A 21,485-nucleotide genomic window follows, 5' to 3' on the forward strand; every position below is an offset into this window, starting at 1 on the left:
TCACTGGATCTCTCCCTAGGCGAGACGGACGCGCGGGTCGATGAGGGCGTAGACGGCGTCGACGATGATGTTGAAGACGACGATCGCCGCTGCCGCGACCAGGACGACGCCGAGGATCAACGGCAGGTCGTTGTCGGCGACCGCCTTGACGGAGAGCGCTCCGATGCCGTGCAGACCGAAGGTCTTCTCGGTGATGATCGCACCGCCCAGGAGGAGGCCGATGTCGAGGCCGAAGATGGTGACGATCGGACCCATGGCGCCGCGCCAGGCGAACCGGAAGAACACCGTCCGCCGGGAGAGGCCCTTGGCGCGTGCGGTGCGCACATAGTCCTCGCTCAGCGTCTCGACGAGCTGGGAGCGAGTCATGCGGGTGTAGTTGGCGGTGAAGATCAGCGCCAGTACCAGCCAGGGGAGCAGCAGCCCGGAGAACCAGGCGGACGGGCTCTCGGTGAAGGGGACGTCCTTGGGCCGGCTCAGGATGTGCCACTGGTCGGCGAGGTAGTACATGGCGATCACGCCGACGATGTAGATCTGCATCGAGGAGAAGATCAGCGACATCGAGGACGCCACCTTGTCCAGCATCTTGCCCTGCTTGACCGCGGCGAGCATGCCGGTGCCCACACCGAAGACCACGAAGACGACCGCGCTGCCGACGGAGAGGGAGAGCGTCGTCGGGAGGCGGTCCAGGATGGTGCCGAGGACCGGCTCACGGTTGTGGAAGGAGTAGCCCAGGCACGGCGCGGGGCAGTGCCCGAACGAGGTGTAGTCCCGGCCGACGAACACGGCCTGCAGCCAGTGCCAGTACTGCACGGGCAGCGGGTCGGCTATGCCGAGGTTACGCCTGACCAGTGCCAGCGTCTCGGGCGTGCACACCTTGCCGCAGGCCACACGAGCTGGGTCGCGGGGCGCGACGTAGAAGAGGACGAAAGTGATGGCACTGATGATCAGCAGGATGACCAGTGCGCCGATTGCCCGGCGGATGAGGAAGCGGAACATGGCGATGGATTTCCCTGGCAGACGCCGACGAGGGGGAGTGGAGCGGGCGGGGCGCCGCAGGGGCGCCCCGCCTCAGGAGTGTCGGCGTCAGGCCTTCACGAACAGCTTGTAGAAGACGGCGGAGGAGTACTGCGGGTGGAACATGGCGCCGCCGACCTTCTCGCCGTGCAGGTAGAAGCGGCGCTGGAACGTCTCGGGGATGATCGGCGCCTCCTCCGTCATGATCCGCTTGTCCAGGGCGGCCCAGGCCTTACCGGCCTCCGCCGGGTCGGCGATGACGACGTTCTTCTTGATCGCCTCGTTGACCCAGTCGACGTTCAGCTGCGAGATGTTGTTGGCGCCGTTGGCGATCGTGCCGCCGTCGAACAGCGGCTGCATCAGCGTGTAGCCGGTCGGCCAGTCCGGGGACCAGCCGAACCACATCACGTCGAACTGGTTGTCGATCTGCTGGATCTGGTCGTAGTAGCTGGTGGAGTCCAGCGGCTTCATGACCGGGGTGAAACCGGCCGCCTTGAGGGCGTTCTCGATGACGACCTTGGTCTTGTTGTAGATGTTGCTCGTGGGGAAGGCGTAGACGACCTTCTGGCCTTCCTTGCCGGCCTCCTTCAGCAGCTTCTTCGCCGCCTCCGGGTCGCCCTGCGGCTTCTTCAGCTTGCCGTAGACGTCGTCCTTGGCATAGCCGACGATGTCGGGGCTGAGGATGGACGTCGCGAAGTCACCGGCCGAGGGGCCACCGTAGATCTTGCGGATCTGCTCCAGCGGCCAGGCGTGGATGATGGCCTGACGGACCTTCAGGTCGGTGATCCGCTTGGTGTTGATCGCGTAGTAGTAGATGCCGGTCAGCAGACCGTTGAAGGTGCGCTTCTTCAGCTCGGGGTCGGTGAGGACCTTCTGGATGCGCTCGGCCGGGACCCCGCTGTACGCCATGACCGCGTACTTGTCGTCGCCGTCGTCGGCGATCATCCGGTCGGCGGCCTGCAGGGCCTCGGGGCCGAACTCGTAGATGAAGCTGTCCGGGTACGCGTTGCGGATCGAGTCCGTGTTGGGGTCCCAGTGCGGGTTGCGCACCAGCGTCATCGACTTGTCGATGGAGTGCGCCTTGATGCGGTACGGACCGCAGCTCATCGGGTCCTTGTCGTACTTCTCCTTGGTGTCGCCCTTGACCGGGACGGCGCCGTAGGAGGTCATCGCCAGGGTGAAGTTGAGGTCCGGGCGGGCCTCGGCCAGCTTGAACGTGATCGTCTTCGCCTTGGCGTCGGTCACGACCGAGTCGAGGTGCTTGCCGCCGAACGGGCCCTTGTACTTCGAGCGGAAGTCGGCCGTGCCGGTCAGCGCGGTCTGGGTGTAGCCCGCGCCCTCGGTGGTGAAGCCGGCGAAGCCGCGCTCGATGCCGTGGCGCACGTCATCGATGGTGAGCTCCTTGCCGTCCTCCCACTTCAGACCGTCCTTCAGGGTGAAGGTCCAGGTCTTGCCGCCGTCGGCCATGGTGCCCGCGTCGGTGGCGAGGTCGCCGACCAGCTTCATCGAGCCGTCCGCCGCGATCTTGTAACCGGTCAGGCAGCGGATGAAGAGGTCACCGACCGCGGAGTTCCACGAGAAGTAGATGCGCTGCGGGTCGAGGTGCGAGAAGTCGTCCGGGGCGATGCCGCGGATCGTGCCGCCCTTCTTCGCGCCCGGTATCTCGGCGGCCGGACCGGTGGAGTCGGCCTTCGTGCCGACCACGACCGCGCCGGTGTACTTGTCGGCGCCGCCGTGTCCGGCGCCGCCGCTCTTCTTGGCCGTGCTGCCGCTGCTGCACGCGGAGAGGACCATCGAACCGCCGGCGGCGACCGACGTGGCGATGACGAAGTTTCTGCGGGAAAGGGACATGGCTTCCTGCTCTGGTCGATGGAGAGAAACGATCGATCCGGTGGGCCCCGTCGCCCGGCCGGAGGGAGTGCGGTTCAGCGCTTGGTCTTCGGGTCCAGTGCGTCACGCACCGAGTCGCCCAGCAGGTTGAAGGCGATGACGAAGATCACCATCGAGAGGCCGGGGAAGAGCATGAACGTGATGTCGCTCTGGTAGACGTCCGATCCGCGCTGGATCATCACGCCCCAGTCGGGTGTCGGGTCGGTGAGACCGACGCCGAGGAAGGCGAGGCCCGCCTCCGCGGTGACGTACGCGGGCAGCGCGAGCGTGGCCTGGATCAGGATCGGCGTCCAGAGGTTGGGCAGCAGTTCCTTGAAGATGATCCGCGCCGGGGATGCGCCGGTCACCCTGGCGGCCTCGACGAACTCGCGCTCGCGCAGGGCGAGTACCTCGCCGCGCAGCAGTCGTGCGATGGAGGCCCAGCCGAAGGCCGTCATGACCGAGATGAGGCTGACGACGGTCAGCCAGACCGGGGTGTTCTCCTCCGGGGAGACCAGGATCGAGAGCAGAACCGGCCAGAAGGCGATGAAGAAGAGCGTGGAGGGGAAGGCCAGCAGGATGTCGATGACCCGGCCCACGAAGTAGTCGGTCTTGCCGCCCAGATAACCCGCGGTGATACCGACGGCGATACCGATCACCGTGACCAGCAAGGTGGTTGCCGCGGCGATGAGCAGCGAGTTGCGGATGCCGTAGAGCAGGAAGGTGAAGACGTCCCGGCCGAGTGACGGCTCGATTCCGAACCAGAAGTCGCCGCTGATACCGCCGTTGGGCAGCATGGGGGAACCGAAGTCGTCCAGCAGGCCGGGTTCGTTCTGCCCGTATGTCGTGTACGGGTCCTTGCCGTACAGCTTCGCGATCAGCGGTGCGCAGATGCCTATCACGAAGAAGAAAATGACCACATAGGCCGAAATCACGCCCGTACGGTCGCGCTTGAAACGCAACCAGGCCATTTTGCCCGGTGAACGGCCGTTGCCACCCTTGGTCGCGGACGGGCCCGCTGTGGGCTGCGGCTTCGCATCCTCCACCTCAACGGGGGTGGCGGCTTGCGGGGTTGGAATCGTCATGGTGCTCCTGGCCCGGAGGGTCGAAGGACTCCGCAGGGCAACACCTACGGGCTACCCGGACTTTTTCAACGCAATTCATGCAGGGTCAATGAATGTCCGACGCCCTTGGCACGCTCTTTGGAAATTTGACCAATCCATGACCTTTGGAAGGGCGTAGCTTTGCTTCCGTTTGGCTTTTTCGAAGGCGCGTTCGCGACTTAACGGGTGAACTCCGGCAATGAGTCCGATATGCGGGCGGGGTTGTCTCGGAATTCGTACATCCGGTCAGGTCGGCTCGCGGTCGATGCGCATTCGATGCGCGGCCGTTATCGCTCCGGTGCATGTCAGGTTCGCGCCCGGACTCCATTGCTCGCGAAGTGCCACTCGAATCGGCTCCGACGCGCCCGAATGGGTGGAGTAAATGTGCGTTACGTCCCTTGTGCGGTGATATTTGACCCTAAGTGAGACGGAGCACTACGAGGAGGCACTCCATGCGCGGAGCCACACAGGCCAAGTGGGCCGCATGTGCGGTGGTCGTCGCCCTGGCGGCGACGGCATGCGGCGGCGGAGGCAGTAGCGGTGGTGGCGGTGGGGCGAACGGAATCGTGAGCTCTTCCTGGGGTGACCCGCAGAACCCGCTCGAACCCGCGAACACCAACGAGGTGCAGGGCGGCAAGGTCCTCGACATGATCTTCCGGGGGCTCAAGAAGTACGACCCGAAGACCGGCGCGGCCACCGACATGCTCGCCGAGAAGATCGAGTCCAAGGACAACCAGAACTTCACGATCACCGTGAAGGACGGCTGGACCTTCAGCAACGGCGAGAAGATCACCGCGAAGTCGTTCGTGGACGCCTGGAACTACGGGGCGCAGCTGAAGAACAATCAGAAGAACGCCTACTTCTTCGGTTACATCGACGGTTACGACGAGGTCCACCCCGAATCCGGCAGCGCCACGGCCACCACGCTCTCCGGCCTCGAGGTCGTCAACGACAGGACGTTCACGGTCAAGCTGTCGCAGAAGTTCTCCCTCTGGCCGGACACCCTGGGCTACCCGGCCTTCGCCCCGCTTCCCAAGGCCTTCTTCACCGACCACGCCGCCTGGGTGTCCAAGCCGATCGGCAACGGGCCGTACACCGTCGACAAGTACACCAAGGGCTCGTCGATGAACCTGCGCAAGTGGGACAAGTACCCCGGGGACGACAAGGCGCAGAACGGCGGCATCGACCTCAAGGTCTACACCGACAACAACACCGCCTACACGGACCTGACGGCCGGCAACCTCGACCTCGTCGACGACGTGCCCGCCTCGCAGCTGAAGAACGTCAAGGCGGACCTCGGCGACCGGTACATCAACACCCCGGCCGGCATCATCCAGACCCTCGCCTTCCCCTTCTACGACAAGAAGTGGGACACCCCCGGCGGCATCAAGGTCCGCCAGGGCCTGTCGATGGCGATCAACCGCCGGCAGATCACCGATCAGATCTTCCAGAAGACCCGCACCCCCGCCTCCGACTGGACCTCCCCGGTCCTCGGCGCGGACGGCGGCTTCAAGGAAGGGCTGTGCGGCGCGCCCTGCGAGTACAACGCGGCGAACGCCAAGAAGCTGATCCAGGAGGGCGGCGGCATCCCCGGCGGCCAGCTCAAGATCTCGTACAACGGTGACACCGGCTCCCACAAGGAGTGGGTCGACGCCGTCTGCAACAGCATCAACAAGGTGATGGGCAACAACAAGGCGTGCGTCGGCGCCCCGGTCGGCACCTTCGCCGACTTCCGCAGCCAGGTCTCCCAGCAGAAGCTGACCGGCGCCTGGCGGGCCGGCTGGCAGATGGACTACCCGCTCATCCAGAACTTCCTGCAGCCCGTGTACTACACCGACGCCTCGTCCAACGACGGCAAGTGGAGCAACGAGCAGTTCGACGGGCTCGTCGACAAGGCCAACGCCGAGTCCGACAAGGCCAAGGCCGTGACGACCTTCCAGGACGCGGAGAAGGTCCTGGTCGCGCAGATGCCCGTCATCCCGCTCTGGTACCAGAACGGCAGCGCCGGCTACTCGGAGAACATCACCGACGTGTCGCTGAACCAGTTCAGCGTCCCCGTGTACGAGCAGATCAAGGTCAAGTGACCCGTGGAGGGTCTTTCGTTTGGATCAGGCCGAGCCCGGCCTGATCCAAACGAGAGGCCCTGCGGCCGGGTGGCCGGTGCGCTCCTGGCGCCGGCCACCCGGCTTCCCCGTCCCCCGACGCGTCACTCCCCAGCCCTGAGCTTCTGACCCCCGCGACCCCCGGAGCCCTTCATGGGACGTTATGTGATCCGGCGGCTGCTGCAGATGATCCCGGTCTTCTTCGGCGCCACGCTGTTGATCTTCCTCATGGTGAATGTGATGGGCGACCCCATCGCGGGTCTCTGCGGCGACCGCCAGTGCGACCCGGCGACCGCAGCCCAACTCCGCTCGGAATTCGGCCTCGACAAGCCCGTCTGGCAGCAATACCTCACCTACATGGGCAATGTCTTCACCGGCGACTTCGGCACCGCGTTCAACGGGCAGAAGGTCACCGAGCTGATGGCCACCGCCTTCCCCATCACGATCCGGCTCACCGTCGTCGCGATCGTCTTCGAGGTCGTCATCGGCATCAGCCTCGGTGTCGTCACCGGTCTGCGCCGAGGCCGCCCCGTCGACACCACCGTGCTCATCCTGACTCTGGTCGTCATCTCCATCCCGACCTTCGTCACCGGCCTGCTGCTCCAGCTCCTCCTCGGAGTCGAGTGGGGCATCATCAAGCCCTCCGTCTCACCGGAGGCCCCCTTCAACGAGCTGCTGGTCCCCGGGCTCGTCCTCGCCTCGGTCTCCCTGGCGTACGTCACCCGGCTCACCCGGACCTCGATCGCCGAGAACGCCCGCGCCGACTACGTCCGCACCGCCGTCGCCAAGGGGCTGCCCGGGCGCCGCGTCGTCATCCGGCACCTGCTGCGCAACTCGCTGATCCCGGTCGTCACCTTCATCGGTACCGACGTGGGCGCCCTGATGGGCGGGGCGATCGTCACGGAGCGGATCTTCAACATCCACGGCGTCGGATACCAGCTCTACCAGGGCATCCTGCGCCAGAACTCCCAGACCGTCGTCGGCTTCGTCACCATCCTCGTCCTCGTCTTCCTGGCGGCGAACCTGATCGTCGACCTGCTGTACGCCGTACTCGACCCGAGGATCCGCTATGCCTGAGCAGACACCGGACGAGGCGATCTCGTCGGCCGGAGCAGGAGGCGTCATGGACCTCGCCCTGGAGGAGGGCACGACCCTCGAAAGGACACCGGGCGGCCCCGAGGGGACCGGCCCCGCCGAGAAGCCGCGCAGTCTGTGGTCCGACGCCTGGCGGGACCTGCGCCGCAACCCGGTCTTCATCATCTCCGCCCTGATCATCCTCTTCCTGGTGATCATCTCGATCTGGCCGTCGCTGATCGCCGACCAGGACCCCCTCAACTGCAACCTGGACAAGGCCCAGGAGGGCTCCCAGCCCGGACATCCCTTCGGCTTCGACGGACAGGGCTGCGACGTCTACACCCGTACCGTCTACGGGGCCAGGAACTCGGTGACCGTCGGCGTCTGCTCCACCCTCGGCGTCACCCTGCTCGGCGGCCTGCTCGGCGGCCTGGCCGGGTTCTTCGGCGGCCTGTCGGACTCGGTCCTCTCCCGCGTCACCGACGTCTTCTTCGGCATCCCGGTGGTCCTCGGCGGCCTGGTCTTCCTCTCCGTGGTCACCAGCTCCACCGTCTGGCCGGTGATCGGCTTCATCGTGCTGCTGGGCTGGCCGCAGATCGCCCGTATCGCCCGCGGCTCCGTGATCACCGTCAAACAGAACGACTACGTACAGGCGGCGCGGGCGCTCGGCGCCTCCAACTCGCGGATGATGCTGCGCCACATCGCCCCGAACGCCATCGCACCGGTGATCGTCGTCGCGACCATCGCGCTCGGTACGTACATCTCGCTGGAGGCGACCCTCTCGTTCCTCGGCGTCGGCCTGAAACCGCCGGCCGTCTCCTGGGGCATCGACATCTCCGCCGCGTCCCAGTACATCCGCAACGCCCCGCACATGCTGCTCTGGCCCGCCGGAGCCCTGGCGGTCACCGTGCTCGCCTTCATCATGCTCGGCGACGCGGTGCGCGACGCCCTCGACCCCAAGCTGCGCTGAGGAGCCCGCTGCCATGTTGCTCGAAGTGCGCGATCTGCACGTGGAGTTCCACACCCGCGACGGAGTGGCCAAGGCCGTCAACGGGGTCAACTACTCGGTGGCCGAGGGCGAGACGCTGGCCGTCCTCGGCGAGTCCGGCTCCGGTAAGTCGGTCACCGCCCAGGCCGTCATGGGCATTCTCGACATGCCCCCGGGAAAGATCAGCGGCGGCGAGATCCTCTTCAAGGACCGCGATCTGCTGAAGATGAAGAAGGACGAGCGCCGGAAGATCCGCGGCCAGGAGATGGCCATGATCTTCCAGGACGCGCTCTCCTCCCTCAACCCCGTGCTCAGCGTGGGGGAGCAGCTCGGCGAGATGTTCGTCGTCCACCGCGGGATGTCCCACAAGGACGCGAAGCTGAAGGCCGTCGAGCTGATGGACCGGGTCCGTATCCCGGCGGCGAAGGAACGCGTCGGGAACTTCCCGCACCAGTTCTCCGGCGGCATGCGCCAGCGCATCATGATCGCCATGGCGATGGCGCTGGAGCCCTCGCTGATCATCGCGGACGAACCCACCACCGCCCTCGACGTGACCGTCCAGGCCCAGGTGATGGACCTGCTCGCCGAGCTCCAGCGCGAGCTGAACATGGGCCTGATCCTGATCACCCACGACCTGGGCGTGGTCGCGGACGTCGCCGACAAGATCGCCGTGATGTACGCGGGCCGGATCGTCGAATCCGCCCCGGTCCACGAGATCTACCGGGCGCCCGCCCACCCGTACACCAAGGGCCTGCTCCAGTCGATCCCGCGCCTGGACCAGAAGGGCCGGGAGCTGTACGCGATCAAGGGCCTGCCGCCCAACCTGCTGCACATCCCGCCCGGCTGCGCCTTCAACCCGCGTTGCCCGATGGCCCAGGAGATCTGCCGGGGCGAGGTGCCGCCGCTGTTCGAGGTGGCCGAGCACCGCAAGAGCGCCTGCTACTTCTGGAAGGAGACGCTCGATGCACGCTGACCACTCGGGCCGCAGGGAAGCCCGCGAAGAGGGCGAGAAGGCCCGCGTGCTGCTCGCCAAGTCACGGGCCGGGTCCGCCGCGGCGGGCGGCGAGCCGATCCTCGAGGTTCGCGATCTGGTCAAGCACTACCCGCTGACCCAGGGCATCCTGATCAAGAAGCAGATCGGCGCCGTCAAGGCGGTCGACGGGGTCTCCTTCGATCTGGCGGCGGGCGAGACGCTCGGCATCGTGGGGGAGTCCGGCTGCGGCAAGTCGACCGTGGCCAAGATGCTGGTGCACCTGGAACAGCCGACGGCCGGCGCGATCAAGTACAAGGGCGAGGACATCACCAAGCTGTCCGGGCGCGCCCTGAAGGCCGTGCGCCGCAACATCCAGATGGTGTTCCAGGACCCGTACACCTCGCTCAACCCGCGCATGACCGTCGGCGACATCATCGGGGAGCCGTACGAGATCCACCCCGAGGTGGCCCCGAAGGGCGAGCGGCGCCGGAAGGTCCAGGACCTGCTGGACGTCGTCGGGCTCAACCCGGAGTACATCAACCGCTATCCGCACCAGTTCTCCGGCGGCCAGCGCCAGCGCATCGGCATCGCCCGCGGCCTGGCCCTGAACCCCGAGATCATCGTCGCCGACGAACCCGTCTCCGCCCTCGACGTCTCCGTACAGGCGCAGGTCGTCAACCTGCTGGACCGGCTCCAGGCGGAGTTCGGGCTGAGCTACGTCTTCATCGCGCACGACCTGTCGATCGTCCGGCACATCTCCGACCGGGTCGGGGTGATGTATCTGGGCCGGATCGTCGAGATCGGCTCCGACGAGCAGATCTACGACCACCCCACGCACCCGTACACCCAGGCGCTGCTCTCCGCGGTCCCGGTGCCGGACCCGACGGCCCGCGAGCACCGGGAGCGGATCATCCTGCACGGCGACGTCCCGTCGCCCGCCAACCCGCCCTCCGGCTGCCCCTTCCGCACCCGGTGCTGGAAGGCGCAGGAGCGGTGCGAACTGGAGGTGCCGCTGCTGGCGGTTCCGGCCGTCTTCCGGCTGGCGGACACCCCGGCCGGGCACGACTCGGCCTGCCACTTCGCGGAGGAGAAGCAGGTGGTGCCGCCGGAGGTGCTGCGGGAGGCGCCGGGGGAGACACCGGACGAGGACGGCCCGTCGGACGACGTGGACGGTCCGTCGGGCGACGTGGGCGGGGGGAACGGGTCCGCGCCGTCCGGGAGCACGCGGGCCGGCTGACCGCGGACACGTTAACGCCTGGGCAACTCGGCCGTCTCACGTCCGATATACGAACCGGCCAGCATGGTCGGCGTACGGCCGTGCGGGTGCCGTGTACCGGCCGGGAGGCCGCAAGTCCCCCGGCCGGTTGCCCGTTTGCGCACCACGCCGACGAACCCCTTGTCCGGTGGACAGGCACGGTGGAGTATCGCTCGGGTGATACTCACTCGGGGGGCAAGGGTCACCGGCGCCGTTCTCTGCGCCGCGCTCGCGCTGATCGTCGCGGGCTGGCTCGTGCGGGACGTCAGGGCCGCCGGTGACATCGGACTGTTGTGGCGCTACTGGGCCGGCTACTACGACCCGCGACTCCCTCTGCTGCCCGCGACCTCGGCGTACGACGTGGTGCTGCTCGTGGTGTACCTCGTCGCCGCCGTCGCGTCCCTGCGCGCGTCGGTGGCAGCCGCCGCGCTGGTCGCGACCGGAGTGGTCACGATCGTCCTGCGGCTTCCCGGGCTCTGGAACATCGGCGAGTCCCGGATGAACGCCCGGTTCACCGACGATCTCCGTACCCGTGCCCTGCTCTGCGCCTTCGTGGCGCTCGCGGCGGGCATCGCGCTGATCATCACCGCGGGGGCCGGCCGCAGGGCGGCGCGCGACTTCTCCGAACGCGGCCCGGCCTGGCCGGGTCAGGGCGCGGGCGTGATCGCTTTCCTGTTCCTCGGTGCGGCGGGAGCGGTCGTGATCGCCTGGGAGATCCGCCAGGCGACGCAGATCTCCGCCATCTACCCCGACTGGTTCCTGGGCGGGGACCGGGTCATGCAGGGGCTGATCGACCCGCCGCCCGGCTGGTTCTCGGCGGTCCTGGCGCTGCTCTGCCTGTTCGCGGGTGTGAGCGCGGTCTGCCGCGCCGTGCACGCGCGGCCGTTCGGCCTGATCGCCGCCGCGCTGCTGCTGCTCGGCGGGGTGCTGGGGGTGGCCCGCACGGTGCACTACGAGCTGCTGGACCGCTTCGGCGATCTGCCCGTCGAAACCCAACTCATCGTGGTGACGGGGTTCTTCGAGGCGATCGCCGGTGCCGTGGTGCTGCTGGCGCTGGCCCGGCCGGGCCCCGGAGATCCCCCCGCCCTGCCCAACCAGGGCTACGGGCAGGGGTACGGCTATCCGCGGCCCGGCGTATTCGGGCCGCCGCCCCCGTCCCAGCCGCCGCCCGGCTGGTGACGGGGAGGCCGGCCGGGATCAGGGCCTGCCCGACCCTGATCCGCCGGACAGGCCCTATTCGGCCAGCCCCAACGACCGCTTCAGGAAGTCGACCTGAAGCAGCAGCAGGTTCTCCGCCACCTGCTCCTGCGGCGTCATGTGCGTCACCCCGCTGAGCGGCAGCACCTCGTGCGGGCGCCCGGCCGAGAGCAGCGCCGACGACAGCCGGAGCGAGTGCGCGACCACCACGTTGTCGTCCGCGAGGCCGTGCACGATCATCATCGGCCGCACCTGGTCGGCGACCTCCGAGAGGCCCTCGTCCGTGATCACCGAGTTGTGCGCGTACACCTCGGGCTGCTCCGCCGGGTCGCCGAGATAGCGCTCGGTGTAGTGGGTGTCGTACAGCCGCTGATCGGTCACCGGGGCGCCGACCACCGCCGCGTGGAAGACATCGGGCCGGCGCGTCACGGCCAGGGCCGCCAGGTATCCGCCGAACGACCAGCCGCGGATCGCGACCTTGCCGAGGTCCAGCGGGAACCGGTCCGCGAGGGCGTGCAGCGCATCGACCTGGTCGTCCACGGAGAGCACGAGATTGTTCTTGACCGCCTTCTCCCAGCCCGGGGTACGCCCCGGAGTGCCCCGGCCGTCCGCGACCACGACCGCGAAGCCCTGGTTGGCGAACCACTGCGACGTCAGATGCGGATTGTGGGCGGCGACCACCCGGCGGCCGTGCGGTCCGCCGTACGGATCCATCAGTACCGGAAGCGGGCCGTCCGACTCGTTGTACCCCTCGGGGAGCAGCACGGCGCACGGAATTCGCCGTGCGCCCCCCTCGGTGAGGCGCACCCGTGCGGAGAGCACCGGCTCCTCGGCATGGCTCGTCACGGTGGTGATCGGCTTGCCGTCCCGGAACACCTCGGCACGGGCTCCCGGCCGCTCCGGGGAGTGGGTGACCAGCACCGTCACCCCGCCCGCGCGGACCGCCGAGTGCACCCCGGCCCCTTCGGAGACCCGCTCGACGCCCAGCTCGTTGACCCGGTAGACGTGGGTCTCGCCGATCTCCGGTTCGGCCGCCTCCTCACCGGCCGTGGCCGACACCAGGATGTCCGACTCACCGATGTCCAGCACCGCCCGGAGCTGCAACTGTGCCCCGGTCAGCAGCCGGTCGCCGACCGCGAGCACCCGCGCCCCGCCCTCGTCCGCGATCCGCACCAGCCGGCCGTCCGGCGCCCAGGCGGGCACACCGGGGAAGATTTCCAGCCAAACCGGGTCCTCGTCGGCATGCACCGTCCGCGTCGAACCCGTCTCCGGGTCCACCGCGAGGAAGCGGTGGCTCCGCTGGTCGCGGGACTGCACCAGCAGCAGCGGCGCCCCGGCCGACGACCAGTGCACCTGCGCCAGATAGGGGTGGCGTGCCCGGTCCCAGACCACTTCGGTACGGGCGCCGTCCAGGCCCAGCACGAAGAGCCGCACCTCGGCGTTGGGCGTCCCCGCCGCCGGGTAGGCGACCTCGGCGGGCCTGCGGTCCGGGTGCGCGGGGTCCGCGATCCACCACCGCCGCACGGGGCTGTTGTCGACCCGGGCGACCAGCAGCCGGTCCGACTCCGGCGACCACCAGAAGCCCCGCGAACGCTGCATCTCCTCGGCCGCGATGAACTCCGCGAGACCGTACGAGACATCGTCCCCGTCGGGCTCGGCGAGCGCCCGGTCCCCGTCGCCCTCCGCGCCCACGACGCGCAATGCACCCTTGGACACATATGCGATGTGTCGTCCGTCCGGTGACGGCCTCGGGTCGATCACCGGGCCCGGAACCGGCAGCGCACGTGCCGTACCCGCCCGCAGTTCGGCGACGTACACCTTCCCGGAGAGCGCGAAGGCGGCCAACTCGGCCGTCGCGTCGACCGCGTAGCCGACGATCCCCGAGGACCCCTCGCGGCTGCGCTCGCGACGGGCCCGTTCCTGGGCCGACAGCCGCTCCGCCGAACCGCCCAGCAGGGCCACGGGGTCGGCGACCACGCGTTCCTTCGGCGCTCCGTCCTTCGGCAGGTCGAGCACCCACAGCCGGCCCGACCGGTCCGTACCGGAGCCGGACCGAAGGAAGATCACCCGCTCCCCGTCGGGGGAAACGGTGAACGACCGAGGGGCGCCGAGGGTGAATCGCATCGTCCTGGCGTGCTGACGGGGAAAGGAGATCTGCTGCGAAGTCATGCACCGAACCTAGTCCCCGACCGCCCGGTCGTGCGCCCCTCGTGCTGCTGTGCCCCGATCAATGCGTTGCGACGGATAGTTATGATCCGTAGCGCTCGGTGGGTAAGAACCTGCTGGCTCCATGTGTGCTGCCCGTCCCGACCGTACTGATGGAGGTGAACCGCCGTGGCACTCTCGATTTCGGCGGTGGTGCTGCTGGCGATCGTCGTCTTCCTGCTGATCCGGAAATCCGGACTGAAGGGCGGACATGCGGTGGTCTGCGCACTGCTCGGTTTCTATCTCGCCAGCTCGTCGATCGCGCCGAGCATCTCGAACCTGACCACGAATGTGGCCGGCATGATCGGAAGCCTCAAGTTCTGAGGCCCGGCTCGGCGGCGACAGGTGCGCGGGCGGTGATCGGTGCGCCCGGCTCGTAGGGTGGTCCCCATGACGGACCATCCCGCCCGGCGTCTCCTCCTGGTGCACGCGCACCCCGACGACGAGTCGATCAACAACGGCGCCACCATGGCCAAGTACGCGGCCGAGGGTGCCCAGGTCACCCTGGTGACCTGCACACTCGGCGAGGAGGGCGAGATCATCCCGCCCGCCCTCGCCCATCTCGCGGCCGACCGGGACGACACCCTGGGCCCGTACCGCCAGGGCGAACTCGACGCGGCGATGAAGGAGCTGGGGGTCACCGACCACCGGCTCCTCGGCGGCCCCGGCCGCTTCCGCGACTCCGGAATGATGGGCGCCGAGCAGAACCACCGCCCCGGCGCCTTCTGGGCCGCCGACGTGGACGACGCCGCCGGACACCTGGTGGAGGTCATCCGCTCGGTGCGCCCGCAGGTCCTGGTCACCTACGACCCCGACGGCGGCTACGGACACCCCGACCACATCCAGGCGCACCGCGTCGCGATGCGCGCCGCGGACCTCGCCGCCGATCCCGCGTACCGCGCCGGGTCCGGCGCCCCGCACACCGTCGCCAAGATCTACTGGAACCGGGTGCCGCGCACGGTCGCCGAGGAGGGCTTCGCCCGCCTCCGGGACACGGCGCCGGACGCCTTCCCGGGCATCGCCGCCATCGACGACGTACCGGGCGTGGTCGACGACTCCAGGATCACCGCACAGATCGACGGCTCGGCCCAGGCCGCCGCCAAGAGCGCGGCGATGCGGGCCCACGCCACCCAGATCGCCGTGGACGGCCCCTTCTTCGCCCTCTCCAACGACCTCGGCCAGCCCGTCTTCACCACCGAGTACTACGAGTTGGTGCGCGGTGACTCCGGAGCCCCGCAAGGGGCCCGCGAGGACGACCTGTTCGCGGGTGCGGCGGGAGCGGAGCGATGAGCGCCGGCAAGCAGCGCGCACCGCGCCCCTCGGCCCCCTCCGGCAACGTCGCGGCCACCGGCCTCGCCGCGCCCCTCGACCCCGGGCGGATCGCCGCCTATGTGGGCCTTGCCGTCCTGGGGGCGCTCGTCGGGATCGCCGGGGTGCTCGTCCAAGCCGCCTGGTTCCCCGCCGGATTGCTGCTCGCGCTGGTGGCCGCCGCCGGGCTCTTCCACGGCGGACGCCGCCTCTTCGGCACCCAGCTCGGCGCCCTGGCACCCGCTGCGGGATGGCTGATTTCGGTCGTCGTTCTGCTGGGCGGACGCCCCGAAGGCGACTATGTCTTCGGCGACGAACTCGGCCTCACTCTCTTCATGCTGGGCGGAATGGCCGTCGCTGTGATCTGTGCCACCATGTCGCGGTCGCCCCAACAGGGCGCCGACAACGGCCGACCTGGCAAGTAATGTGCCACGTCCGATCCCTTAATGCCCCTTGTCCGTCCGGTGGCCGCGCAGCCGTTTCCCCCGGTCGCGGGGTGTCCGTCGGCGGCGGCCAGTATGGTGGTTCGCGCGCCGAGCCGTCCCCTGGCCTGCGGCATGGGGGAAGTACGGGCGGCGGAGCCAATCGGGAGAACCTGCTTTGAGTCGTGAAACTGACAGTTCGTCCTCCGGGCCCCAGGGGCGCGGAGGAGCCGCGTACCCCTCGGGGACGCCGCCGTACGGATCACGCCAGTATCCGTCGCTGCACCCTTCGCAGGATGCCCCGGAGGGGGCCCCGGAGCCTGCGGACCCGTCTCAGTCCGAGGAGCCGAGGACCGAGACGACGCTGACGACGCGTATCCGGATCAACATCCCGGGCTCGCGTCCCATCCCGCCCGTTGTCATGCGTACGCCCGTGGGCGACACCGACAACGCCGACGCCGAGCGCACGGGCAGCATCCCGCGCCCCGGCTCGCCCGCGGCGGACGGTGCGCCGGCCGCGTCCGACGCCGCGCCGGGCGCCGAGGCCCGGACCGACTCCGCGCCTGCGGAACCGGCTGCCGAGAAGCCGGCCAGGGAGAAGAGCGGCAGCGACTGGTTCGCCCCGCGCAAGCCCCCTACGAACACCTCGGTCGTCGGCGGTACGGCGGGTGGCAGCCCGGCCGGTGGTGGCGGCTCGGCCGGTGGCGCCGAGAGCCCCAGGGGTGCCGCGCCCACCCCGCCCCGCGCCGATCTGCCGTACTTCTCGGACGGTCCGCAGCGCACGGGCGACCAGGGCGCACCCCGCCCCGACGACTTCGGGGGCCCCAGCGCCCCCGGTGGCCCGCGCCCCACGCCGAACCTCGGCGTACGTACCCCCGGCCCCTCCGGACCCACCACGGGCCCGGTCACCGGCACTTCGTCCCTGACGCCGAACCTCGGCGGACCGGGCGGCCCCGGCGCAGGCCCGATGGGTTCGGGCCCCGGCTCCGGCCCGTTGGTCTCGGGTGGTCCCGCGGGCCCGCAGGGTCCCGGCGCCCCCGGTGGGCCGCCGCGGATGTCCGACGACACCGCGGTGCTGACACCGCAGTTCGCGGCCCCGGCACCCTCCGGTCCCGGCGGCAACGTCTCCGGTGACACGCTCACCAGCGGCATCCCCGTCGTCCCGCCGGAGCACCGGTCGGCGTCCCTGTTCCCGGGCGGGCCCGCGGGCGGGCGCCCCGATCCGGCGTCCCGTGTCCCGGGCGACCCGATGGGCACCGGACCGGCAGGACCCGGCGGTCCCGCCGCCGCTTCGCCCGCACCGGCACCCCGACCCGAACCGGCGCCCGCACCCGCGCCCGCGAAGAAGCAGGGCCGCTCCAAGCTGGTCCTCCTCGGCGTCGGTGTCGTCGCACTGCTCGGTGTCGCGTACGGCGCCGGGCTGCTGATGAACCACTCCGACGTACCCAAGGGCACCACCGTCCTCGGCGTCGACATCGGCGGCGGCACGAAGGAGGAGGGCGTCACCAAGCTGGACGCGGCCCTCGGCAAGCGCGCCGCGGCCCCCCTCCAGCTGTCCGTGGACGGCAAGAAGACCGAGCTCGCGCCGGACAAGGCCGGGCTCGCCCTGGACAGTCAGGAGACCGTGCGCTCGGCGGCGGGCAGCGACTACAACCCGGTCTCCGTCATCGGCTCCCTGTTCGGCAGCAAGCGCACCGTCGACCCGGTGATCCCGGTCGACGAGGAGAAGCTCGGCGTCGCGCTGACGGACCTGGCGGGCGTCTCCGGCTCGTCCAACGACGGCACGATCAAGTTCGAGCCGGGCAAGGCCGTGGCCGTACCCGGGAAGCCGGGCAAGGCGCTGGACGTCAACCAGTCGATGACCTCGGTGCGCGACGCGTACCGCGCGCAGGTGCAGACCGGCCGGACGAAGGTCGTCCAGCTGCCCGTCACCACTCGCGAACCCACCATCGACCAGGCCGAACTGGACCGGGCGATGAAGGAATTCGCGAAGCCCGCGATGTCCGATCTGGTCACCATCAAGGCGGGTGCCAAGGAGATCCAGTTCGGCCCGGCCAGGTCGCTGCCGCAGATCCTCTCGATGGTGCCGATCAAGGGCCGGCTCATCGAGCACTACGACAAGAAGGCCATCGAGACCCTCTGCGACGGCGTCTTCGACGGCATCATGATCACCAAGGGTGACGGCAAGAAGCACCAGCTCAGCGCGGACGACGTGGCCCACGCCATGCAGACCGCGCTGCTCGGGAAGACCACCGCCGAACGGACCGTCGTCATCAACCTCGACGGCAACGGCTGACCGCCGACGGCGGCGAACCGCACCGCAGACCCGCCCCCGACCGGACCCCCGGCCGGGGGCGGCGCCGTATCCGGTCGGGCGTCCGGCAGCGGCGTCACACGCACGGCATGACGTGGCAGTGGCGTCACATGCACGGCATGACATCTGTCATCCCGTTTCCACGACCGGCGGCCCTGCCGCGGGCACCCCGCCCTCCGCCACGCTGGACGCATGACAACGACAGCCGCCGAGACCACCGGGGCGAAGACCGCCGCGGTCCGCTTCGAACAGGTCAGCAAGGCATACGGATCGGTACGCGCCGTCGACGGGCTCACCCTCGACCTGCACCCCGGCGAGACCGTTGCGCTCCTCGGCCCCAACGGCGCCGGGAAGTCCTCCACCCTGGATCTGCTGCTGGGCCTGCGCACCGCCGACTCCGGCACGGTCCAGGTCTTCGGCACGACTCCGCAGAACGCCATCGCCACGGGCCGGGTCGGCGCGATGCTCCAGACCGGCGGCCTGATGGAGGACGTCACGGTCAAGGAGCTGGTCGGCCTCGCCTGCGATCTGCACCCCAGGCCCTACCCGGCGACGGAGGTGCTGTCCCGCGCCGGCATCGCGCAGATCGCCGACCGGATGGTCAACAAGCTCTCCGGCGGCCAGGAGCAGCGCGTCCGCTTCGCGCTGGCCACCGCGGGCGCCAACGACCTGATCGTCCTGGACGAGCCGACCACCGGCATGGACGTCACCGCCCGTCAGGCCTTCTGGGCCACCATGCGCGAGCAGGCCGAGCAGGGCCGTACCGTCCTGTTCGCCACCCACTACCTCGAAGAGGCCGACGCGATCGCCGACCGCGTCCTCGTCCTCCACAAGGGCCGGCTGCTCGCCGACGGCACGGCCGCCGAGATCAAGGCGAAGGCCGGAGCCCGCCGGATCTCCTTCGAGCTGGAGGGCCCGGTCGACGAAGCGGCCCTGCGCGGCCTGCCGTTCCTCGCCACGCTCGACATCACCGGCAACCGGGTCCGGATCCAGTCGCACGACGCCGACGCGACCGTCCACGCCGTCTACGGACTCGGCCTCTACCCGCGCGAAATCGAAGTCGCGGGGCTCGGCCTGGAACAGGCCTTCGTCGCCATCACCGAGGCCGAGGAGGCGAGGACCGCATGAACACGTTGATCAGGCTCGAAGTGACCCGCACCCTGCGGAACAAGAAGTTCATGTTCTTCTCGGTCGTCTACCCCTCGGTGATCTACCTCCTCATCTCCAACACCCAGAACACCACCGACCGGATCCCGCACACCGATCTCACCTTCCAGGCCTTCTTCATGGTCTCGATGGCCTCCTTCGGCGCGCTGACCGCCGTCCTCATGGGCAACAGCGAACGCATCGCCAAGGAGCGCGAGAAGGGCTGGGTCCGCCAGCTGCGGCTCACCGCACTGCCCGGCCGCGGCTACGTCCTGGCGAAGATCGCCAGCGCGGCGATGGTCACCCTGCCCTGCATCGTGGTGGTCTTCCTGGTCGCCGCCGCCGTCAAGCACGTACGGGTGGAGACCTGGCAGTGGTTCGCGCTGGCCGGGGTCATCTGGGCCGGTTCGCTGGTCTTCGCCGCGCTCGGGGTCGCCATCGGCTACCTCGCCGGCGGGGACGCGGTCCGCCCGCTCACCATGATCATCTACTTCGGGCTCTCCATCCTCGGCGGCCTGTGGATGCCCAGCGCGACCTTCCCGCAGTGGCTCCAGAACATCTCCGAGTGGCTGCCCACGCACGCGTACGCTTCTCTCGGCCAGGCGATCGAGATGGGCGGTTCGCCGCACGCCAAGGACGTCGCCATCCTCTGCGCCTACTTCCTGATCTTCGCGGGCGGCGCGGCCCGGCTCTACCGGAAGGACACCCTGGAGGCGTGAACGACGACGAGACGTCCGTGGGCATCGGGCGCCCGCCCACGAATCGCAAGCAGGTCTGGATCAAGCTGCTCTGGGTCGGTATCTGGCTCGCGTTCATGAGCGCCCCGGTCAAGGACCTGGCCGACGGCAACCACACCCCCTGGGCGACGGTGCTCGGCTCGCTCGGCCTGCTGACCTTCGTCGGGGCCTACCTGCTCCTGATCTTCCGCCACACGTCCAAGCCCCTGGACCGCCGTCTCGTCCACTCCACGATCGCCTTCCTCGGCGCCCTCTCCGTCGTCCTCATCCTGACGCTCGGCACCGCGTGGCTGGTCCTCTTCGTGTACGTGGCGGTCTCCGTCGGCGCCACCCTGCCGCTGCGGACGGCCCGTTGGCTGATCCCCGCCGTCACGGCGGTCATGGTCCTCATGGGCCTGACCGGCGACCACCCGCGCGAGATCATCACCGCCCTGATCTTCCCGGCGCTGCTCGGCGGATTCTCGATGACGGGGGTGAGACAGCTGATCCGTACGACGATCGAGCTGCGCGAGGCCCGCGCCACCGTCGCCCAGCTCGCCGCCAACGAGGAACGGCTCAGGCTCGCCCGCGATCTGCACGACCTGCTCGGGCACTCGCTCTCCCTGATCACGCTCAAGAGCGAGCTGGCCGGCCGGATGCTCCCCGACCACCCGGAACAGGCGGCCGCCCAGGTCGCGGACATCGAACAGGTCAGCCGTCAGGCCCTGATCGACGTACGCAGCGCGGTCACCGGCTACCGCCGCCCGACCCTCCCCGGCGAACTCGCGGGCGCCCGCACCGCACTCGCCGCCGCGGGCATCACCGCCGACGTCCCGGCCGAGGCCCCCGACGACCTCCCCGAGAAGCCGGAGGAAGTGCTCGCCTGGGCACTGCGGGAAGCCGTCACCAACGTCGTACGCCACAGCGGCGCCCGCCACTGCACGGTCACCCTCGCCCCGCGCCAGACCCTGGACGGCAAGGTCCTCGAACTCACCGTCTCGGACGACGGCGTCGGCCCCTCGGGCACGAAGCCGGGGAACGGCCTCACCGGCATCGGCGAACGCCTCGCCACGGTCGACGGCACGCTGATCACCTCGATGGCCAACGCCGGTCCGGGTTCGGGTAAAGGCTTCACCCTGGCCCTGACCGTTCCGCTCGATTCCGCCCTAGGATCCACGGAATGAGCATGATCAGACTCCTCCTCGCCGAGGACCAGTCCATGGTGCGCGAGGCCCTCGCGGCACTCCTCGGCCTGGAACCCGACATCGAGGTGGTGGCCCAGGTCGCCCGCGGCGACGAGGTACTGGCCGCCGCCCACGAGCACGACATCGACGTGGCGCTCCTGGACATCGAGATGCCGGGCATGACGGGCATCGACGCGGCGGCCGCCCTGCAACGCGAACTCCCGGCCGTGAAGGTCGTCGTCGTCACCACCTTCGGCCGCCCCGGCTACCTGCGCCGCGCCATGGAGTCGGGCGCCGACGCCTTCCTGGTGAAGGACGCCCCGGCCGCCCAACTGGCCGCAGCGGTACGGAAGGTGCTCGCCGGCGAACGCGTCATCGACCCCACACTCGCGGCAGCGGCCCTGGCCGACGGCGCCAGCCCCCTGACCGACCGCGAACGCGACGTACTGCGCACGGCGGCGGACGGTTCCACCAACGCGGAGATCGCCGCCGCTCTCCACCTCTCCCAGGGAACGGTCCGCAACTACCTCTCCATGGCCATCCAGAAACTGGCGGCCCGCAACCGCGCGGAGGCGGTCCGCATCGCCCGCGAGAAGGGCTGGCTGTAGGCAAGCT

Annotated in this window: 18 protein-coding genes; 14 read left to right on the top strand and 4 right to left on the bottom strand. The window is 69.4% G+C overall.

Features of this window, described 5'->3' with window-relative positions; translation table 11 throughout:
- Positions 1-15: 15 nt before the first annotated feature.
- The 3 genes from OG978_RS26645 to OG978_RS26655 form a co-directional block, all read right to left on the bottom strand.
- Positions 16-996, bottom strand: a complete 981-nt coding sequence (locus OG978_RS26645; protein ID WP_326767632.1) for an ABC transporter permease — start codon at positions 994-996, stop codon at positions 16-18.
- 87 nt (positions 997-1,083) lie between these two features.
- Positions 1,084-2,865 carry an ABC transporter substrate-binding protein gene (locus OG978_RS26650; protein ID WP_326767633.1) on the bottom strand — a complete coding sequence of 594 codons (1,782 nt, stop codon included), beginning with the start codon at positions 2,863-2,865 and terminating at the stop codon, positions 1,084-1,086.
- A gap of 74 nt (positions 2,866-2,939) precedes the next feature.
- On the bottom strand, positions 2,940-3,968 hold the full coding sequence (locus OG978_RS26655) for an ABC transporter permease (RefSeq protein WP_326767634.1): 1,029 nt from the start codon (positions 3,966-3,968) through the stop codon (positions 2,940-2,942).
- 470 nt (positions 3,969-4,438) lie between these two features.
- Here OG978_RS26655 and OG978_RS26660 point away from each other — a divergent pair, with 470 nt between their 5' ends.
- From OG978_RS26660 to OG978_RS26685, 6 genes are all read left to right on the top strand, one after another.
- Complete coding sequence (locus OG978_RS26660; RefSeq protein WP_326767635.1) at positions 4,439-6,070, top strand: peptide ABC transporter substrate-binding protein; 1,632 nt, start codon at positions 4,439-4,441, stop codon at positions 6,068-6,070.
- Between the two features lie 171 nt (positions 6,071-6,241).
- On the top strand, positions 6,242-7,165 hold the full coding sequence (locus tag OG978_RS26665) for an ABC transporter permease (RefSeq protein WP_326767636.1): 924 nt from the start codon (positions 6,242-6,244) through the stop codon (positions 7,163-7,165).
- Complete coding sequence (locus OG978_RS26670) at positions 7,158-8,132, top strand: ABC transporter permease (protein WP_326767637.1); 975 nt, start codon at positions 7,158-7,160, stop codon at positions 8,130-8,132. The genes OG978_RS26665 and OG978_RS26670 overlap by 8 nt, the downstream gene beginning before the upstream one ends.
- Positions 8,133-8,145: 13 nt before the next feature.
- Complete coding sequence (locus tag OG978_RS26675; protein WP_326767638.1) at positions 8,146-9,123, top strand: ABC transporter ATP-binding protein; 978 nt, start codon at positions 8,146-8,148, stop codon at positions 9,121-9,123.
- Positions 9,113-10,360, top strand: a complete 1,248-nt coding sequence (locus OG978_RS26680) for an ABC transporter ATP-binding protein (RefSeq protein WP_326767639.1) — start codon at positions 9,113-9,115, stop codon at positions 10,358-10,360. The genes OG978_RS26675 and OG978_RS26680 overlap by 11 nt, the downstream gene beginning before the upstream one ends.
- A 195-nt stretch (positions 10,361-10,555) precedes the next feature.
- Positions 10,556-11,557 carry a hypothetical protein gene (locus OG978_RS26685; protein WP_326767640.1) on the top strand — a complete coding sequence of 334 codons (1,002 nt, stop codon included), beginning with the start codon at positions 10,556-10,558 and terminating at the stop codon, positions 11,555-11,557.
- A gap of 54 nt (positions 11,558-11,611) precedes the next feature.
- Here OG978_RS26685 and OG978_RS26690 read toward each other — a convergent pair whose 3' ends face one another.
- Positions 11,612-13,744 carry a S9 family peptidase gene (locus tag OG978_RS26690; RefSeq protein WP_326767641.1) on the bottom strand — a complete coding sequence of 711 codons (2,133 nt, stop codon included), beginning with the start codon at positions 13,742-13,744 and terminating at the stop codon, positions 11,612-11,614.
- Between the two features lie 165 nt (positions 13,745-13,909).
- On the opposite strand from OG978_RS26690, the gene OG978_RS26695 reads away from it, so the two are divergent.
- The 8 genes from OG978_RS26695 to OG978_RS26730 all read left to right on the top strand — a co-directional run bounded on the left by OG978_RS26695 (position 13,910) and on the right by OG978_RS26730 (position 21,478).
- A complete protein-coding gene (locus tag OG978_RS26695; RefSeq protein WP_093896879.1) occupies positions 13,910-14,104 on the top strand; it encodes a hypothetical protein in 195 nt (64 codons plus the stop codon).
- Positions 14,105-14,170: 66 nt separating this feature from the next.
- Positions 14,171-15,070 (top strand): N-acetyl-1-D-myo-inositol-2-amino-2-deoxy-alpha-D-glucopyranoside deacetylase, encoded by a 900-nt coding sequence (gene mshB, locus OG978_RS26700; RefSeq protein WP_326767642.1) that lies wholly within the window; start codon positions 14,171-14,173, stop codon positions 15,068-15,070.
- Positions 15,067-15,513 (top strand): DUF6113 family protein, encoded by a 447-nt coding sequence (locus OG978_RS26705; protein WP_326767643.1) that lies wholly within the window; start codon positions 15,067-15,069, stop codon positions 15,511-15,513. Before mshB ends, OG978_RS26705 begins: the two co-directional genes overlap by 4 nt.
- Before the next feature lie 175 nt (positions 15,514-15,688).
- Complete coding sequence (locus OG978_RS26710; protein WP_326767644.1) at positions 15,689-17,806, top strand: hypothetical protein; 2,118 nt, start codon at positions 15,689-15,691, stop codon at positions 17,804-17,806.
- Between the two features lie 210 nt (positions 17,807-18,016).
- On the top strand, positions 18,017-18,952 hold the full coding sequence (locus OG978_RS26715) for an ABC transporter ATP-binding protein (RefSeq protein WP_326767645.1): 936 nt from the start codon (positions 18,017-18,019) through the stop codon (positions 18,950-18,952).
- Positions 18,949-19,689, top strand: coding sequence for an ABC transporter permease (locus tag OG978_RS26720; protein WP_326767646.1), 741 nt, complete (start codon positions 18,949-18,951; stop codon positions 19,687-19,689). Before OG978_RS26715 ends, OG978_RS26720 begins: the two co-directional genes overlap by 4 nt.
- Complete coding sequence (locus tag OG978_RS26725) at positions 19,686-20,870, top strand: sensor histidine kinase (RefSeq protein ID WP_326767647.1); 1,185 nt, start codon at positions 19,686-19,688, stop codon at positions 20,868-20,870. Before OG978_RS26720 ends, OG978_RS26725 begins: the two co-directional genes overlap by 4 nt.
- On the top strand, positions 20,867-21,478 hold the full coding sequence (locus OG978_RS26730) for a response regulator transcription factor (protein WP_326767648.1): 612 nt from the start codon (positions 20,867-20,869) through the stop codon (positions 21,476-21,478). The genes OG978_RS26725 and OG978_RS26730 overlap by 4 nt, the downstream gene beginning before the upstream one ends.
- Positions 21,479-21,485 lie beyond the last annotated feature (7 nt).

The sequence above is a fragment of the Streptomyces sp. NBC_01591 genome (assembly GCF_035918155.1).
In the GTDB taxonomy this organism is placed as follows: domain Bacteria; phylum Actinomycetota; class Actinomycetes; order Streptomycetales; family Streptomycetaceae; genus Streptomyces.

What these genes read in the sequence shown, in the direction of transcription:
- OG978_RS26650 (WP_326767633.1), bottom strand. Translation starts at nt 2,865, where the DNA reads ATGTCCCTTTCCCGCAGAAACTTCGTCATCGCCACGTCGGTCGCCGCC.
- OG978_RS26730 (WP_326767648.1), top strand. Translation starts at nt 20,867, where the DNA reads ATGAGCATGATCAGACTCCTCCTCGCCGAGGACCAGTCCATGGTGCGC.
- OG978_RS26670 (WP_326767637.1), top strand. Translation starts at nt 7,158, where the DNA reads ATGCCTGAGCAGACACCGGACGAGGCGATCTCGTCGGCCGGAGCAGGA.
- OG978_RS26665 (WP_326767636.1), top strand. Translation starts at nt 6,242, where the DNA reads ATGGGACGTTATGTGATCCGGCGGCTGCTGCAGATGATCCCGGTCTTC.
- OG978_RS26705 (WP_326767643.1), top strand. Translation starts at nt 15,067, where the DNA reads ATGAGCGCCGGCAAGCAGCGCGCACCGCGCCCCTCGGCCCCCTCCGGC.
- OG978_RS26680 (WP_326767639.1), top strand. Translation starts at nt 9,113, where the DNA reads ATGCACGCTGACCACTCGGGCCGCAGGGAAGCCCGCGAAGAGGGCGAG.
- OG978_RS26720 (WP_326767646.1), top strand. Translation starts at nt 18,949, where the DNA reads ATGAACACGTTGATCAGGCTCGAAGTGACCCGCACCCTGCGGAACAAG.
- OG978_RS26715 (WP_326767645.1), top strand. Translation starts at nt 18,017, where the DNA reads ATGACAACGACAGCCGCCGAGACCACCGGGGCGAAGACCGCCGCGGTC.
- OG978_RS26690 (WP_326767641.1), bottom strand. Translation starts at nt 13,744, where the DNA reads ATGACTTCGCAGCAGATCTCCTTTCCCCGTCAGCACGCCAGGACGATG.
- mshB (WP_326767642.1), top strand. Translation starts at nt 14,171, where the DNA reads ATGACGGACCATCCCGCCCGGCGTCTCCTCCTGGTGCACGCGCACCCC.
- OG978_RS26660 (WP_326767635.1), top strand. Translation starts at nt 4,439, where the DNA reads ATGCGCGGAGCCACACAGGCCAAGTGGGCCGCATGTGCGGTGGTCGTC.
- OG978_RS26645 (WP_326767632.1), bottom strand. Translation starts at nt 996, where the DNA reads ATGTTCCGCTTCCTCATCCGCCGGGCAATCGGCGCACTGGTCATCCTG.
- OG978_RS26655 (WP_326767634.1), bottom strand. Translation starts at nt 3,968, where the DNA reads ATGACGATTCCAACCCCGCAAGCCGCCACCCCCGTTGAGGTGGAGGAT.
- OG978_RS26675 (WP_326767638.1), top strand. Translation starts at nt 8,146, where the DNA reads ATGTTGCTCGAAGTGCGCGATCTGCACGTGGAGTTCCACACCCGCGAC.